This is a genomic window from Sorangium sp. So ce362 (assembly GCF_051519845.1).
GTDB lineage: Bacteria > Myxococcota_A > Polyangia > Polyangiales > Polyangiaceae > Sorangium.
Map to the genome: position 1 here is coordinate 1,875,913 of NZ_CP150332.1, position 15,418 is coordinate 1,891,330.

At 71.2% G+C, this 15,418-nt stretch carries 14 protein-coding genes and 1 pseudogene; 10 read left to right on the forward strand and 5 right to left on the reverse strand.

Going from position 1 to position 15,418, the window contains the following annotated elements; translation table 11 throughout:
• Positions 1-10: 10 nt before the first annotated feature.
• The 9 genes from WMF17_RS07410 to WMF17_RS07450 all read left to right on the forward strand — a co-directional run bounded on the left by WMF17_RS07410 (position 11) and on the right by WMF17_RS07450 (position 10,142).
• Positions 11-1,264 carry an outer membrane protein assembly factor BamB family protein gene (locus WMF17_RS07410; protein ID WP_437648777.1) on the forward strand — a complete coding sequence of 418 codons (1,254 nt, stop codon included), beginning with the start codon at positions 11-13 and terminating at the stop codon, positions 1,262-1,264.
• A gap of 37 nt (positions 1,265-1,301) precedes the next feature.
• Positions 1,302-1,847 (forward strand): dihydrofolate reductase family protein, encoded by a 546-nt coding sequence (locus WMF17_RS07415; protein WP_437648778.1) that lies wholly within the window; start codon positions 1,302-1,304, stop codon positions 1,845-1,847.
• Between the two features lie 177 nt (positions 1,848-2,024).
• Positions 2,025-3,212, forward strand: coding sequence for an MFS transporter (locus WMF17_RS07420; protein ID WP_437648779.1), 1,188 nt, complete (start codon positions 2,025-2,027; stop codon positions 3,210-3,212).
• A 96-nt stretch (positions 3,213-3,308) separates the two neighbouring features.
• Positions 3,309-3,779, forward strand: a complete 471-nt coding sequence (locus tag WMF17_RS07425) for a hypothetical protein (RefSeq protein WP_437601263.1) — start codon at positions 3,309-3,311, stop codon at positions 3,777-3,779.
• Between the two features lie 367 nt (positions 3,780-4,146).
• Entirely contained in the window at positions 4,147-5,259 is a 1,113-nt protein-coding gene (locus WMF17_RS07430; protein ID WP_437648780.1) for a hypothetical protein, read from the forward strand.
• A 98-nt stretch (positions 5,260-5,357) separates the two neighbouring features.
• The gene (locus WMF17_RS07435; protein ID WP_437648781.1) at positions 5,358-7,049 is read left to right on the forward strand and encodes an SNF2-related protein; all 1,692 of its coding nucleotides are present in this window, start codon (positions 5,358-5,360) and stop codon (positions 7,047-7,049) included.
• 388 nt (positions 7,050-7,437) lie between these two features.
• Positions 7,438-8,583 (forward strand): hypothetical protein, encoded by a 1,146-nt coding sequence (locus WMF17_RS07440; RefSeq protein ID WP_437648782.1) that lies wholly within the window; start codon positions 7,438-7,440, stop codon positions 8,581-8,583.
• Between the two features lie 289 nt (positions 8,584-8,872).
• Positions 8,873-9,733 (forward strand): HipA family kinase, encoded by an 861-nt coding sequence (locus WMF17_RS07445; RefSeq protein WP_437601269.1) that lies wholly within the window; start codon positions 8,873-8,875, stop codon positions 9,731-9,733.
• Entirely contained in the window at positions 9,714-10,142 is a 429-nt protein-coding gene (locus WMF17_RS07450; protein ID WP_437601270.1) for a DUF3037 domain-containing protein, read from the forward strand. The genes WMF17_RS07445 and WMF17_RS07450 overlap by 20 nt, the downstream gene beginning before the upstream one ends.
• Here the strand turns inward: WMF17_RS07450 and WMF17_RS07455 are convergent.
• The 5 genes and pseudogenes from WMF17_RS07455 to WMF17_RS07475 all read right to left on the reverse strand — a co-directional run.
• Positions 10,036-10,299, reverse strand: a pseudogene (locus WMF17_RS07455) (prolyl oligopeptidase family serine peptidase); the annotation flags it as partial. The gene WMF17_RS07450 and the pseudogene WMF17_RS07455 overlap by 107 nt on opposite strands.
• Before the next feature lie 131 nt (positions 10,300-10,430).
• Positions 10,431-11,354, reverse strand: a complete 924-nt coding sequence (locus WMF17_RS07460; protein ID WP_437648783.1) for a DUF808 domain-containing protein — start codon at positions 11,352-11,354, stop codon at positions 10,431-10,433.
• A 409-nt stretch (positions 11,355-11,763) separates the two neighbouring features.
• Positions 11,764-12,687, reverse strand: coding sequence for a ribosome biogenesis GTPase YlqF (gene ylqF, locus WMF17_RS07465; RefSeq protein WP_437648784.1), 924 nt, complete (start codon positions 12,685-12,687; stop codon positions 11,764-11,766).
• 29 nt (positions 12,688-12,716) lie between these two features.
• Entirely contained in the window at positions 12,717-13,436 is a 720-nt protein-coding gene (locus tag WMF17_RS07470; RefSeq protein ID WP_437601274.1) for a DsbA family oxidoreductase, read from the reverse strand.
• Between the two features lie 540 nt (positions 13,437-13,976).
• Complete coding sequence (locus tag WMF17_RS07475; RefSeq protein ID WP_437604397.1) at positions 13,977-14,537, reverse strand: hypothetical protein; 561 nt, start codon at positions 14,535-14,537, stop codon at positions 13,977-13,979.
• Between WMF17_RS07475 and WMF17_RS07480 the strand changes: the two genes are divergently transcribed.
• Positions 14,443-15,261 carry an IS630 family transposase gene (locus WMF17_RS07480; RefSeq protein ID WP_437601276.1) on the forward strand — a complete coding sequence of 273 codons (819 nt, stop codon included), beginning with the start codon at positions 14,443-14,445 and terminating at the stop codon, positions 15,259-15,261. The two genes, WMF17_RS07475 and WMF17_RS07480, sit on opposite strands and share 95 nt — an antisense overlap.
• The last annotated feature ends 157 nt before the right edge of the window (positions 15,262-15,418 follow it).

Here is a 15,418-nt window from a genome sequence, read left to right on the forward strand (position 1 = left end):
GAGTTGGACGATGGCAAGGATCGTCGACACCCGATGCCCGCGATGTGGCGCTCCGCTGCCGGTTCAGCCGGCGATGGACGCCGCCACCTGCCAGTACTGCGGCGCGCGGTCGCTGATCGATCGCGGCAGGAAGCCGACCACCGCGCCGGTCCCGCAGGGCATGCACGTCGTCCGGATCGCCCCGCCGTCCGGCAACGTCGCGGCGTTCACCGTGATGGGGACCGTCGTCTCCATGGTCGTGGCCGGCGTGGTCGCCGGCGTCGTCGCGTTGCGCACGCCGGGGGCGTCCGGCGCCGGGGCGCGGCCTCTGCTCGGCGTCGGGCCCAAAACGCACTTCAAGGACCGGCCGATGCTCGCCGACGTCAACGGCGACGGGGCGCCGGACGTGATCGGCAAGAGCGCCATTCCCGGCGGGGAGGAGTGGATCGCGGCCTACGACGGGCGCGACGGGAAGCAGGTGTGGAAGACGGCGGTCCTCACCAAGGACGCGACCGGCCACGAGGCGCGGCGCGCGGTCGTCCTCGATCGGGTGATCTCGATCGACGGGCTGGGCAAGGCGCAAGCCTACGATCTGCGCACCGGGACGCCGTCGTGGTCGGCGTCGCTCGGCGAGAAGCCGAGGCGGGTGTGCCAGGGCAACGGCGTGATCGTCGTCGAGACGGTCGACGACGCGAAGCACGGGCTGGAGCCGGCGAGCGGAAAGCGGAGCGTGCTCGCGAAGGACGCGGCCTGCAAGCCGGTCCCGAGCTCGAACGCCGGCGAGGCGCCCGGCTATCGGCTCGTCAGCTGGTCCGATTTCGACAAGCTCGGGCTGCCCCGGCTGCACGACGTCGAGGGGATGTCGGCGCATAGCGCGCTCGTCCCGAGCGGGCCCGGGCCGCGGTTCCTGCTCGGCCGCCGCAGCAAGGGCAGCCAGGTCAAGATGGTGGCCGCGGTCGACAAGAAGAAGGTCCTCTGGAAGGACGTGGTGCCCGGCGTCGATCCGCTCACCACGAAGGCGTCGGGGACCGAGGAGGCGGCCTACGAGGGCGGGCTCCTCGTCGTCCCTTACGACATGAACGATCACAGCCAGGGGACGCGCCTCGCCTGCTTCGACGGCGCCGCCGGCAAGCGGCTGTGGGACGTGCAGGTCCACAAGAAGTCGCAGGTCTCGTCGGGGATCTCGGTCTCGGCGAACGACGTCTTCTTCGCCAGCTGGACGGCGGTCTACGTGATCTCGCTGAAGACAGGGCAGCTCAGGTACATGATCGGGACCGAGTTCTAGCGGGAGCGAGGCTGGTTTCGAGAACGAGAGGATTCGAGTGAGAAAGATCATATACGACGTCGCGGTGACGCTCGACGGTTTCGTGTCGCACGAGGACGGCTCGGTCGACGGCTTCCTGATGGAGGGGGAGCACGCTGCCGAGTACGCCGAGCGCCTGAAGGGCTACGGCACCGTCTTGATGGGGAGAAAGACGTACGAGTGGGGCTATCCCTTCGGGCTCGTCCCGGGGAAGCGGGCCTACCCGCACATGGAACACCACATCTTCTCGAAGACGCTGCGCTTCGACGAGAATGCGGAGGTCCGGGTCGTCGATCGCGACGAGGTCGCGGTCGTCGAGGGGCTGAAGGCGGTCGACGGCGCGGACATCTATCTCTGCGGCGGCGGCGCCTTCGCCGGCTTTCTCCTGGATCGCGGGCTCATCGACCGGCTTGTCCTCAAGGTGAATCCCATCCTCTTCGGCCATGGGGTCAGGCTCTTTGGCGGCAGCACCAGGAAGGTCGAGCTGGCGCTCGTCGGCTCGAAGCCGTACGCGAACGGCGTCCAGCTCCTGAAGTACGACGTGAAATACGGGCGCGCGGCATGAGGTAGCTCGCGGCGCCGAAGCGGGTCGGGATCTCCGCGCCATCCCCGCGTCACCCCCGGTGCTTCCCTCGTCTCGCGATCACGGCAGGCCCGAGGAGAGGCTGTTCGTCGCGCGGCGCGGGGCCCCGCCGATCGAGGACGCGGCGCCCTCGGCGGCGTAAGCTCGCGCCCTCCTGTCATGTCGCCCGTCCAGCGGAACCCCTGGCTCATCTGCGCCTACTACGGCGTGCATTCGTTGATGTTCCCGGCGGCCATCTTTCCGCTGTTCTGGACCCAGGACATCGGCATGAGCGTGGCCACGATGATGAGCGTGCAGGCCTCGTTCAGCCTGAGCATCGCGCTCTTCGAGTTCCCCTCCGGCTACATCGCCGACCGCCTCGGCCATCGCCGCGCGCTCGTGCTCGGCTCGTGCAGCATCTTGCTCGGCTGGCTGGTCTACGCGCTCGCGCACGCGCTCTGGTCGGTGCTGCTCGCCGAGCTCGTGCTCGGCGTCGGGTTCTCGCTCGTCTCGGGGGCGGACTCCGCGCTGCTCTACGACTCGCTCCGCGAGCAGGGCAGGGAGCACGAGTTCGCCCGCTGGTACGGCCGCATGCGCTCGATCGCGCAGATCGCCTCGGGGAGCTCCGCCCTCATCGCGGGCTTCCTGTACGCGCGCTGGTCTCGCCTGCCGTTCCTGCTCGAGGTCGCGGCCTGGGTGCTCGCCCTCGGGATCGCCCTCCGGTTCGGCGAGACCCAGCGCGCGCGGCCGAAGGTCGAGGACCACCTCGGCCGCATGCGCGCGATCGTGCGCGACGCGCTGTTCGAGCGCGCCGACTTCCGCGCGGTGCTGCTGCTCGGGGTCGTGTTCGCGCTCGCGTCGTATCTGCCCACCTGGCTCATGGCCCTGTACGCCACCGAGGCCGGCGCCAAGGTCACGTGGATAGGCCCCATGTGGGCCGTCGCGAGCTTCACCACAGCGATCGGCGCGATGCTGAGCGAGCGCGCCGGCCGCCGCCTCGGCATGACGGGGACGCTGCTCGTGTGCGTCGCCCTTGTGGCGGCCGGGTACCTCGGCCTGGCGCTCTCCCATCACGCGCTCGGGTTCGCGTTCTACTTCCTGCTCACGTTCATGCGCGGCCTCCACATGCCGCTGCTCCACCACGCAGAGCAGCGGCTCGCGCCCGACAGCGATCGCGCGAGCTGCGTGTCGCTCCGCAGCTTCCTGTTCCGCCTCGCCTTCGTGCTGCTCGCGCCCGTCGTGGGAATGGGCGTCGATCGCTATGGGCACCGCCCCGTGCTGTGGGTCGCCGGCGCGCTCATGGCGGCGCTCACCCTCGCGGCGTTCTGCCTGTTCCTCGCCCGTGCGGCGCGCCGCGGCGGCGGGTGAGTCGGGCGCTGCCCGAGCCGAGCCGCGCCCGGGCGCGAGGCGGGCGGACGCGCGAGGGGCATGAGGCGCGGGCACCGGAGTGCTACGGCGTCGGTCATGAAGAGCGTTGCGCGAGAGGAAGAGGTGGACCGGTTCATCAAGCTCGTCGGGGCCGAGTCCTGGGAGGTCGCGCACAGGATCGTGGAGGGGCAGTTCGCCGTCCTCCACAACCGCGCCCAGGTGCTCATCGGCCTGTGCGGCATCGTCATCACCACGACCGGCTTCTCGGGCCGCCTCATCGCCGGCACGAGCCGCGCCGCGCAGGGGCTGATCATCGCCGGCGTGGGGATCGTCCTGCTCGCCGCGACGCTGATCGTCTGGGGTGTGCAGCACATCCGCTGGCTCACCCAGCAGCCGGGCAACGACATGCGCAGCTGGCTCCTCGTCTCCCTCGCCTACCGGGATCGCAAGACCACGATCTACCGCGTCGCCATCGCGTTCCTGCTGGCGGGCCTCTCGTTCTATGTCGCGGCGATCGCCCTGATGCTACTCCACCCCACCGCGGCGCCGGCCTCGGGCGGGCGCTGAGCCCTGCGCCTCGACGGGCCCCGTGAACGGCGCCGCCGTCGTCTCGGCGTCATCGCGCCACGGTCGAGCGCCCCTGAGCGCTCGGCCGCCGGCGCCAGAGGCGCGCTGCGCTCCGAGCTCGACTCCACAGGTGGTCTGATGTGGCTGCCGCCCTCGCAGCGTACCCAGCGATCCATGATCGCAAAACGCGCTCGCTGTGCTCCTGACAACGTATTCGATCGTCCTTGCTGTTGAGAAAGCTATCGGTGCAAGATAATCTCGAGGTTGCGGCGTTGGCTCGGAGGAGCTCGGGTGCGGCGGCAGCCGTTACGGCGAACGGCGGCTTCGGCCGCGCATCCTCGCGGGATAGATCCAAGGAGGGGCTCGGATGAGAACCGTTCATTCTCTGGCAATAACCGGTTTGCTGGTCGGCGCGTTCGCCGTAGCGGGTTGCGGTGACGACGGCGGCTTGGGCAGCGGCGGCGCTGGCGGGAGCCCCTCCAGCTCCAGCACGTCGAGCTTGACAGGCGGGACCGGCAGCTCGAACGGCACGGGAGCTGCCGGCGGCGGCTCGGGTGCAGGCGGCGGTGGGAGCACCGATCCGAACGAGCAGTGCTCCGGTTGCGCGCGGCTCTCCGTGCCGCTCATGAGCGCAGGGCAAGCGACGCAGTTCTTCATCGGGTTCGACGAGCCGGTCGACCTGACCGGCTCCCTCGTCACGTTCCGCGTGAAGGCCCACACCGGCACGAAGGGTGGCCTGCAGCCGTTCGTGCAAAACGGGGCTGACCTGTTCTGGGCGAACATCGGCTATGAATGGAATCCGGTCGCCGGCCTGGGAGAGTGGGTGGACATCACGATCGATGTCGATGCCGCGGCCTCGACGTCTCCCTTCTTCAAGGGAACCGTGGTGGCGTTGCTCGGGCTTCAGGTCACGGCGGGCGACACGGGGCCCTGGGCCAACCCGACCGTCATCTACGTCGATTCCATCACGGTCACGAGGCCCGCGAGCATGAGCGGTGCGCGCGGCGCCGGGAGCCCGAGTGGCGAGCGCGGCGCGGGCGGCGAGGGCGCTGAGGGCGGCGCGAGCGGCGAAGGCGGCGCGGGCGGCACGAGCGGCGCCGGCGGCGAAGGCGGCGCGGGCGGCACGAGCGGCGCCGGCGGCGAAGGCGGCGCGGGCGGCACCGGCGGCGAAGGCGGCGCGGGTGGCACGAGCGGCGCCGGCGGCGAAGGCGGCGCGGGCGGCACGAGCGGCGCCGGCGGCGAAGGCGGCGCGGGTGGCGAAGGCGGCGTGGCTGGGGCCGGCGGCGTGGGCGGCGAAGGCGGAGCTGGCGGAGCTGGCGGAGCTGGCGGCGCTGGCGGCGAGGGCGGCGAGGGCGGCGGCCCCGGTGGAGATGTGGTTCATGTGGTGGGCCCGTTCGAGTTCACGACCGGCGTGGAGCCCATGGTGATCGGCGATTATATGCCAGTGGCAGGCTCGACGCTGCTTCACATCGCCGACTGATCGCGCGAGCTCCCGAAGGCGCTCGAGAAGGAGGTCTCGCCTGCGCCTTCACGCCGAATCCTGCGCGGGCGCGCGGCCGCGCTGGTATCAGGGCCGTCATGACGACGATGCGCGCCAAGCGAACGGTCTCGGCCCCGCATAGAGCCTCCAGCGGGGCCGCTCCAGCGGCCCCTGCTCCGCGCGCGGCGGCGGAGCGAGCCCATGTGCTCGACGTCCCGTTCGCGATGCGCGCGGTCGCGTCCGCGAGCGGCGCGCGCTGGGACGCGGCGCACGGCGTGTTCGTCGTTCGCGCAGAGACGCTCCCGCCGGCCCTCGCGCCGCTCCGCGCCGCGCCGTACTCGTGGGAGCGACGCATCGAGCTCGCGCTCAACGACGACCCCGCGCCCGCGCCGGCCGCCCCCGCCGGCGCGATCGTCCCCCGCCCGCACCAGCTGGACGGCGTGCGGGCCATCGCCGCCGCGAAAGCCGCGAGGCGCGCCGGGTTCCTCCTTGCCGACGACGTCGGCCTCGGCAAGACGATCACCGCCTGGGCAGCGGTCCTCGGGATGCCGGACGTCACGACGGTGCTGATCGTCTGCCCGCTCGCCGTCGTCGCGCACTGGCGCCGCACCGTCCAGGCCATGGGCGACGCGGGCAAACAGGTCGTGATCATCAACTATGATCGGCTCGGCAAGCTCTTCGAGGTGACCCCGGAGGCGCGGCGAAGGATCCGATCGAAGAAGGGACTGGCGCGCGCAGGCAGCGCCGCGGAGTTCGACGTGGTGATCTGGGACGAGAGCCACCGCTGCAAGAACCCGGCGGCGGCGCGCTCCAAGCTCGCGGTCAAGCTCAACGCACGCGCACGGTTCGTGCTGTGGCTCTCCGCCACCGCGGGGCAGAACCCGCTGGAGCTGTCGTATCTCGCGCCGCTCCTGGCCAGCGCGACCGGGAGCCGCTCCGCGGATCTGAAGGACTTCGAGCAGTGGTGCGCCGACCAGGGGCTCGGGGTTGCGCGCGGCGCCTTCGGCAGGTGGGACTGGCGCGGCGATCCGGCGGACTGCGAGAAGGTGCGTGCCCTCCTGTTCGACGGCCGTCCCGCGGTAGGGATGCGGCGTCGCCCGGAGGACGTGGCTGGCTGGCCCGAGATCAACCGCATCCTCACCCCCCTCGAGCTCGACGCCTCCGCGCGGGAGCTCTACGCGCAGGCCTGGACCGCGTTCCGCCGCGAGATGGAGCTCGTGCCGAAGGGCGCGAACCCGAGGTCGGCGCTCGCCGCGACGCTGCGCCTGCGACAGAAGAGCTCGCTCATCCGCGTGCCAGGCACCGTGGAGCTCGTGCGTGAGCTGCTCGACAACGGGCATCAGGTCGCGGTCTCCGTCGCGTTCATGGAGACGCTCGAGGCCGTGCAGGCCGCGCTGGCCCGGGAGCGCGTCCCGTGCGCGCTGATCCACGGCGCGCTGCCGGCCGGCGAGAAGGAGGCCGAGCGCCTCCGCTTCCAGCGCGGCGAGCCGCTCGTGGTGCTGTTCACCGTGGAAGAGGGGATCTCGCTCCACCAGGGCGAGCACAACGAGGTGCCGCGCTCGGAGGTGATCCACGATCTGCGGTGGTCGGCGATCCAGATGGCGCAGATCGAGGGCCGCTGTCACCGCGATGGACGCTTTGCGCAGGTCTACTGGGCGTATGCCGACGACACCGTTGAAGAGAAGATCGCCGCGATCGTGTGCCGCAGGATCCAGTCGATGAAGGCGATGGTCGGCGATGATGTCGAGACGATGCACGAGATCGAGCGGTTGCTCGCCGGAGCCGCCTGAGAGGCGCGACTGCACCGAGGCCGTGTTCGCCGCATGCGAGCCAGATTACGAGCGCGCCGTGCTGGCCCTGTTTCAAGAAGCCGGCGCCGTCGAGCTCCACGGCCATCAGCGCCATGTCGTCTCGCCGGACGGTCGGGTCTCCAGGCGGGATCCGAGAGCACCTCGGGCGCGGCCCGCGCAGGCGGCGAAACCGACGATCGATGAGCGTCCGGCGCGCCGAGGGCTGCGTTTCGGAAAAGTCCACCTGCGCCGTTGAGAAAATTCCGGCTTCGGGATAACGTCGCGCCCGCGCGGCGGGTTCGGAGAGAGCTCGGGTACGGCAAGAGCAGGTACGGCGAACGGCGATCTCAGCCGCGCGACCGCGCGTAGGACACATGGAGAGGATGCGATGAGATCAGTACTTTCTTTGGCGCTATGTGGATTTGTGGCCGGCGCGTTCGCGTTGACGGGTTGCGGCGACGACGACGGCGGCGGTAGCGGCGGGGGCACCTCCTCCAGCACGTCGACGAGCGGCTCCGGGGGCTCGACCAGCACGGGGGGCGGCGGCGAAGGCGGCGAAGGCGGCCAAGGCGGCGAGGGCGGCGAGGGCGGCGAGGGCGGCCAAGGCGGCGAGGGCGGCCAAGGCGGCGAGGGCGGCCAAGGCGGCGAGGGCGGCACGAATGAAGGCGGCGGGGGCGGCGCTCCAGACATCGGTCCTGGTCCGGACGAGAGCTGCTCGGGTTGCGCCCGGCTGGCCGTGCCGCTCACCGCGGCCACCACAGGGACGCTGTTCCAGTTCGACTTCCCGGCGCTCGTCGACCTGACCGGCGCCACCGTCACGTTCCGTTTGAAGGCCCACGCCGCCACCGGCGGTGGGGTGCAGACGTTCGTACAGAACGGACAGGACCAGACCTGGGCGGGCGTCCCCTGGGCGTGGACGGACTTCAGCAGTCTGAGCGAGTGGACGGAGCTCACCATTGACGTCGATGCCGCCGCTGCGGCCGCTACGGACCCTCCGAAGTTCGAAAAGGACAAGGTGAGGCGCATCGGCCTCAAGGTCGATGCAGGTAGCGCGGGGCCCTGGGCCAACCCGACCGTGGTCTACGTCGACTCCATCACCGTCACGAGGTCCGGCGGCACGAGCGGCGCTGGCGGCGAGGGCGGCGCCGGTGGCGCGACGGGCGCTGGCGGCGAGGGCGGCGCCGGTGGCGCGACGGGCGCTGGCGGCGAGGGCGGTGCCGGTGGCGCGACGGGCGAGGGCGGCGCCGGTGGCGCGACGGGCGAGGGCGGCGTCGGTGGTACGAGCGGCGAGGGCGGCGCCGGTGGTACGAGCGGCGAGGGCGGCGCCGGTGGCACGAGCGGCGAGGGCGGCGCCGGTGGCACGAGCGGCGAGGGCGGCGCTGGCGGCACGAGCGGCGAGGGCGGCGCCGGTGGCGCGAGCGGCGAGGTCATTCATGTGATCGGTCCGTTCGAGTTCACGGCCGATCTGCAGGGATTGCTGCTCGGTGACTACCAGACCGTGCCTGGCTCGCGGCTGGATCACCTCGGCGAGTGAGCCAGGACGGCCTGCGGCGCTCGTTCTCGCGCAGCTGCGCGGAGCGAGCGCCCGGCCGGCCTCATCGATCATCGAGGGCGCGCGTTCGGGTGCGACCCAGCTCGACCCAGCTTCCCCGTTTCACGTAACGTAAATGCACGCCTGCTGTCGTCGGTGCTGGCCGCGGCGTCGCCTCGCGAGCCGCCGGACCCGCGCGCGGCGGCGACGCGCTGGCATCGAGCGCCGAGATGTCGTCAACTACCGCCGCCTGACCCGAGGGGCGCAGGCCGCCATGTCGCCAAGGTCCTGCATGATCCGAACCGTCCACACGACCCGCTACGTCACCCCGCTCCGCGAGGGCGGGTCGCTGCCGGCCCTCGTCGAGGCCGACGACGACGGGCTCTATGTGCTGAAGTTCCGCGGCGCCGGCCAGGGGCCGAAGGCGCTCATCGCGGAGCTCGTCGCGGGGGAGATCGGGCGCGCGCTCGGGCTGCCGGTGCCGGAGATCGTGCTCATGGAGCTCGACCCCGAGTTCGGGCGCGCCGAGCCGGACCCCGAGCTCTCGGACCTGCTCTCGGTGAGCGCCGGCCTGAACCTCGCCCTCGACTACCTGCCCGGGTCGCTCGCCTTCCATCCGCTCGCCGGCCCGGCGCTCGACCCCGGGCTTGCGGCGGCCGTCGTCTGGTTCGACGCCTTCGTGAGCAACGTGGACCGGACGCCCAAGAACCCCAACCTGCTCCTGTGGCACCGCCGCCTCTGGCTGATCGACCACGGCGCGGCGCTCTACGTCCACCACGCCTGGACCGACGCGACAGATCCGCTCGCCGACGCCCCCGACCGCTTCCCGCTCATCGGGAACCACGTCCTCTTGCCGTTCGCCGGCGACCTCGCCGCGGCCGACGCCGCGCTGAGCGCCCGGCTCACGCCCGAGCGCATCGCGGAGATCGTCGCCGCGATCCCGGACGCGTGGCTTGTCGAGCAGGCGCCCCCGGTCCGGCTCGCCGGAGAGCGGCGCTCGGCGTTCTCGTCCGACCCGGTGGACGAGCCCGGGCCGCAGGCCGCGCCGGTCGCGGAGGCGCGGCGCGCGGCGTATGCCGCCTACCTGACCCGCCGCCTCGCGGCGCCGCGGGGCTTCGTCGAGGAGGCGCTCGATGCTCGAGCCCGGCGCTAGCCCTCCGCCTGCCCGCGCGGGGGCCGACCCCTTCGATTACGCCGTGCTGCGCGTGGTCCCGCGCGTGGAGCGCGGCGAGCGCGTCAACGTCGGGGTGGTCCTCTTCTGCCGCGCCCGGGGCTTCCTCGACGCGCGCCTCGAGCCCGACGAGCGGCGCCTGCTCGCCCTCTGGCCCGATCTCGACCTCGATGCGGTCCGCAACCACCTCGACTTCATCCGCCGCGTCTGCGCCGGCGATCCGGCGTGCGGGTACGTCGCCGGGCTCCCCCAGGCCGAGCGCTTCGGCTGGCTCGTGTCGCCGGCTAGCACCATCGTCCAGCCCTCGCGCGTCCACGTCGGCCTCGGCGCCGACCCGGCCGCGGCCCTCGACAGGCTGCTCGCGGCCCTTGTGCGGCCGGGACAGGGCTGATCACCGCGGCGGAGCGCCCTCCTGTACGCGCCACCCACGCCGCGGCGTCGCGCACGTCGTCGAGGTCGCCGCCGCCCCAGTCGAACCGGTTCGCGAACGCGAACTCGTCGCCGTAGCCCGTCGAGCCGCGGAAATTCGGCGCGATCACCACGTATCCCTGGTTGACGAGGTGCCGGGCGGCGGCCGCTTAAGGGGCGGCGTCCGCCGGCCGTGGCGCGGGCGCGGTGCAGCCGAGGGCGGGCGCTGCGACGAGGAGGAGCGAGGCGAGCTCGCGGGTCGTGTTCGGCCTCAGGGGGCGTGCTTGTCGCGGCCGAGCGCCCGCTTCACCGCGGTCACGACGCCCAGCACCACCGCGCCGGCCGCGACGCCGACCACGGCGTTCGCCAGCGACGGCACCACAGCGCCGAGCACGGGGCCGGCGCCGTGGGTCATGTCCTCGATGCGGTGATGGAGCCACGGCACCCCGTGCGTCAAGATGCCGCCGCCGACAAGGAACATCGCCGCCGTGCCGGCGACCGACAGGCCCTTCATCAGCCAGGGCGCCGCCCTCAGGATGCCGCGGCCCAGCGACTGCTGGACCGGATCGCCCTGGCGGCTCAGGTGGAGGCCGGCGTCGTCGAGCTTGACGATGCCGGCGACCAGACCGTAGACGCCGACCGTCATGAGCAGGGCGATGCCGGTCAGCACGGCGACCTGCGTGCCGAACGGCGACGCCGCCACGGTGCCCAGCGTGATCGCGATGATCTCGGCCGACAGGATGAAGTCGGTGCGCACCGCGCCCTTGATCTTGTCCTTCTCGAACGCCACGAGGTCGATCTTCGGGTCGGTGAGCGCGTGCACCCGCTCGGCGTGGTGGGCCTCGTCCTCCTGCTCGGAGTGCAGCACCTTGTGCGCGACCTTCTCGAACCCCTCGTAACAGAGGAAGGCGCCGCCGATCATCAGCAGGGGGGTGATGGCCACGGGCACGAAGGCGCTGATCGCCAGCGCCGCCGGCACCAGGATCGCCTTGTTGATCATCGAGCCCTTGGCCACGGCCAGCACGACCGGCAGCTCGCGTTCGGCGGTGACGCCGGTCACCTGCTGCGCGTTCAGCGCGAGGTCGTCGCCCAGCACGCCGGCGGTCTTCTTGGCGGCCACCTTGGTCAGCACGGCCACGTCGTCCAGCACGGTGGCGATGTCGTCGATCAGGGCGAGCAGGCTGCTTCCGGCCATGGAGTGAGGTCCTCGTCGAGTGGATGGGGTGAGGGGCGTCGCGGCGGCGCCGCCTGGCGGCCGCCGCGGCCCGAGGATAGCGGCGCCGGCCGTCGCCGGTCGAAGATCCTAGGCGTTCACGCCGACCGGCGAGCCTAGCATGCGCGGCAGCTCGACGTCGCCGCGCCGCCGCGCCCCGGGCGACGCCGGCCGAGCGCCAGGGCCCGCGCCTCGACGGCGAGGCGGCGGATTGGACACTGTCCAACAGGTTGGAGCGCGCGCTGACAGGATGGACACCCCAGCTTACCCTGATGAGATGTTCGTTCCTGGCTGGAGGGAGCCCTCATGAAGATCGGTATTTGCCTGGTAGCACGCGGGTCGGAAGGCAGCCGTACAAGGTCGCGCATCACCGAGCGCGCCGCGCCGCCGCTCAGGCGCTCTCTTCGATCCCCGAGGGCGACTCCAGCCCCGGCGGCTCTTCCAGGCTGATGCGCCCGAGGCGCCCGGCGCGGAAGTCGTGGACCAGGATGTCCGACGCCTTGTGCAGGTCCACCGACCCGCCGCCGCGCAGGCAGCCGCGGCGGCGGCCGATCTCCTCGATCAGCGCGGCGGCCGTCTCCGGCAGCTCCTTCAGCTTGTAGCGGGCGACGAGCAGCTCGGGATAGCGCCGCAGGAAGTACCCCGCCGCGAAGAGGGCGACGCTCTGGTAATCGATGGCCGTGTCGGGGATCGCCCCGCCCACGGCCAGGCGGAACGAGGCCGCCTCGTCGTCGATCTTCGGCCAGAGGATCCCCGGGTTGTCGGAGATGGCCATGCCGCTCTTCAAGGTGACGAGCTGCTGGCTCTTCGTGACCGCGGGCTCGTCGCCGACCTTGGCCACCTTGCGCTCCATGAGCGTGTTGATGAGCGTCGACTTGCCGACGTTGGGGATCCCCACGATCATGGCCCGCACCACCTTGCCCGGGCCGTTCTTGGGGGGCACGAGGCGCTTGCAGAGCTCCGGGATCCGGCGCCGCGCCTCGGACGACTGGGTCGCGGAGATCGCGATCGCGAGCACCTTGCCGCCGGGCGGCGCCTCACGCGATGCTTCACGTGAGGCCTCACCGAGGAGCGCCGGGGGCTCCTCCTCGAGGTGGCGGAGCCACGCCCGGGTCACGGCCGGGTCCGCCAGATCGCTCTTGTTGAGCACCTTGATGCACGGCTTCCGGCCGCGCAGCTCGGCCACGACGGGGTTCTCGCTGGCCTGCGGCATGCGGGCGTCGAGCACCTCGATGACGATGTCCTGCGACGGCATCGACTCGGCGATCGTGCGCCGAGCCTTGGTCATGTGGCCGGGATACCATTGAATCGACATCGGCCGGCAGCTCTATCACGCCCGGCGGCTCACGCGCACCCGTCCGGGCCGCAGGCCGCTCCCTCGGCGAGCGCGTGGTTGGGCGCGTCGGGCGCGTCGGCCGCCTCGTCCCACGCCCGCTGGAGCACGCCGAGGAGGGCCTCGGCCGGCTGCGCGCCGGAGACGCCGTACCGCCCGCCGATCGCGAAGAAGGGGACGCCCGTGATGCCGATGGCGCGCGCCTCGGCCTCGTCGGCCCGCACCTCGCGCGCGAACGCGTCGCCCGCGAGCGCCTCGCGGACCTCGGCCGGATCGAGCCCCGCCTCGCCGGCGAGGCGCGCGAGCACCTCGGGCTCGCCGATCGCCTCGCCCTCGGTCATGTAGGCCCGGAGCAGCCGCTCCTTCACCGCGTCCTGCACGCCGCGCTCGGCCGCGAGGTGCAGCACGCGGTGCGCGTCGAAGGTGTTGCCGGGCCGGACCTTCTCGAAGTGGAGCTCGAGCCCGTCCGCCGCGGCCACCTCGGTCATCTGCCGGATCATGCCCTCGGCCTTGGCGACGGACGCGCCGTACTTCCTCGCGAGCCGCTCGGCGTAGGGGACCTCCGCGTCCTGGACGCGCTTCGCCGCGGGGTCCAGCTCGAACGCGCGCCAGACGACCTCGACCGCATCCCGGCGCGGGAACCTGGCGAGCGCGGCCTCGAGCCGGCGCTTGCCGACGTAGCACCACGGGCACGCGATGTCGGACCAGACATCGACACGGAGCTTCTTCATGGCGGTCAAGGTAGGGCGCCGCGGCGCCTCCGGCCAGGCGCGTTCGCCGCCGGGGCGGAGGGCGGCCGCGCGGGGGCGACGGCGGGCGGGGCCCGGCTGGCCCCGCGCGTCAGAAATCCCGCCAGGATTTCTGGGACGACGAGGCGGACACGGACGAAATATCAAAAATTTCAATCTGTTATGTCTGATTCGCGGCCGAGTCGCTCGCCGGCGTGGCCCAACGCGGGCCCAACGGGCCGCATGCAGCCACCGGGGCGCCCGCTGCGGGCTGGCCGGCGTGGTCAACGACCGCGGCCGGCGCTCGGTGGTGCAGCGCGCGGACAAGGGACGCGCCGTTGCTCGGCGACGGCGAGCCCGCCTCCCGTCCGGCAGACATGGGATCACTTCCACCTAAACGGCCACCCCTGCCGTTCAGCTCGGGGATCGCCTCGTCCAGAGGCGCGAAATCCCCCATGTCGTCGAGCACCACGGCGCCGCGCTCGAGATCGAGGTCGGACGGCTCCAGCCTTCCGGCCTCGTCCGCCCGCATTCCCTCGCGAATCAGGAAGCCATAAAGATCCGATAGGACAGCGGCATATTCACCGCCGCCATGAGGCGCCTATCCTCGTCGGGATAGAGGGAGCCTTTGGCCTTGTTGTCCTCCGCCTTGGGGATCCATCCACGCGGCAGCGGATTGCTTACGATGATGCGCGCCGGATAGGTCGCGAGCGCGAGTATCCGATGAATGACCTTTGCGACTCCCTGACGCGAGGAGTCCTCAAGATGTCCTGGCAGCATGGAGATCGCTCGATCCGCATGATCAAGCGTCAAACGAGGGAGAGGAACGGGGCCGAGTACCCCTAGAACATGATTGAGCTTATGCCGGTATTGCTCCGGATGGCGAAGCGCTTTCACATGCAGTGGGTATTGCTCGGCGAGCCTTCCAGAAACAACCAACTCGGCGAACTCAGCGAAGGTTGTTTCCCCGGACGCGCGGGCACGCTCTTCGCCCCTGCAGAGCTGCTCGATGGCAAGCCGGACGTCGCGGAGCCCGCTTCCCTCGCGCGCCGCCGCCCGCTCCAGCAGCGGCAAGATCGTTCGCGCGGTCAGCCAAGAGACCATACGAAGAACCCTCGCCGACCAGGACATCAAACCCTGGCGGGAAAAAATGTGGTGCGTTCCGAAGATCGACACGCCGTTCGTCGAGCGGATGAAGGACGTGCTGGAGCTGTACGCCCGGCCCCACGACCCGAGCGAACCGGTCATAGCGCTCGATGAGCGCCCCGTCGTCCTGCACGACAGCGCAAGGCCCGACAGGCCGATGCGCCGAGGGAAGCCACGGCGCATCGACTACGAGTACGTCCGTCGGGGAACCGCCAACATCTTCTGCATCGTGGAGCCGAAGACCGGGCGCCATCTCACCCACGCGACCGAGGATCGGACGCGTCCTTCCTTCGCGCTCGCCGCCGAGCGCATCGCCCGCGCCTACCCGCGGGCGAGTCGGATTCACCTGGTGCTCGACAACCTCAATACTCACACCCCTGCATCGCTCATCAAGGCCTTCGGGGCCGAGCGGGGCCACGCGCTTGCCTCGCGTTTCGCGTTTCACCACACGCCGAAGCACGCGAGCTGGCTGAACGCCGCGGAGATCGAAGCCAGCCTCGTGTCCAGGGAGTGCCTCGGCCGTAACCGCATCCCGACGCTCAAGGAACTCCGGGCTCGCGTCCGGCAATGGAATGCAGTTGCGGACCGAGCTCGCCGCAAGAACAACTGGAAGTTCACCGTCCGCGACGCCGAGCGAGTTTTCGGATCCGACTGGTTCAACAGAATCGCGTCAGAGCACTAGGAGAGGCATGCTTGGATAATCAGCCTTTCATTCCGCGTGATTCTCCAGCCTGGTAGCGTATAGGCAAGATACCGATTGACTTCCCGGCGACGCTTGTACGGCCTATACGCATCCGCCGTCAGCGACAAATCCGCTTGCGTTCACAAGCGTGACGAGG

Coding starts and splice junctions, on each gene's coding strand:
- WMF17_RS07410 (WP_437648777.1), top strand. CDS start 11: ATGGCAAGGATCGTCGACACCCGATGCCCGCGATGTGGCGCTCCGCTG.
- WMF17_RS07420 (WP_437648779.1), top strand. CDS start 2,025: ATGTCGCCCGTCCAGCGGAACCCCTGGCTCATCTGCGCCTACTACGGC.
- WMF17_RS07425 (WP_437601263.1), top strand. CDS start 3,309: ATGAAGAGCGTTGCGCGAGAGGAAGAGGTGGACCGGTTCATCAAGCTC.
- WMF17_RS07430 (WP_437648780.1), top strand. CDS start 4,147: ATGAGAACCGTTCATTCTCTGGCAATAACCGGTTTGCTGGTCGGCGCG.
- WMF17_RS07435 (WP_437648781.1), top strand. CDS start 5,358: ATGACGACGATGCGCGCCAAGCGAACGGTCTCGGCCCCGCATAGAGCC.
- WMF17_RS07440 (WP_437648782.1), top strand. CDS start 7,438: ATGAGATCAGTACTTTCTTTGGCGCTATGTGGATTTGTGGCCGGCGCG.
- WMF17_RS07445 (WP_437601269.1), top strand. CDS start 8,873: ATGATCCGAACCGTCCACACGACCCGCTACGTCACCCCGCTCCGCGAG.
- WMF17_RS07450 (WP_437601270.1), top strand. CDS start 9,714: ATGCTCGAGCCCGGCGCTAGCCCTCCGCCTGCCCGCGCGGGGGCCGAC.
- WMF17_RS07460 (WP_437648783.1), bottom strand. CDS start 11,354: ATGGCCGGAAGCAGCCTGCTCGCCCTGATCGACGACATCGCCACCGTG.
- ylqF (WP_437648784.1), bottom strand. CDS start 12,687: ATGTCGATTCAATGGTATCCCGGCCACATGACCAAGGCTCGGCGCACG.
- WMF17_RS07470 (WP_437601274.1), bottom strand. CDS start 13,436: ATGAAGAAGCTCCGTGTCGATGTCTGGTCCGACATCGCGTGCCCGTGG.
- WMF17_RS07480 (WP_437601276.1), top strand. CDS start 14,443: ATGGCAAGCCGGACGTCGCGGAGCCCGCTTCCCTCGCGCGCCGCCGCC.
- WMF17_RS07475 (WP_437604397.1), bottom strand. CDS start 14,537: ATGGTCTCTTGGCTGACCGCGCGAACGATCTTGCCGCTGCTGGAGCGG.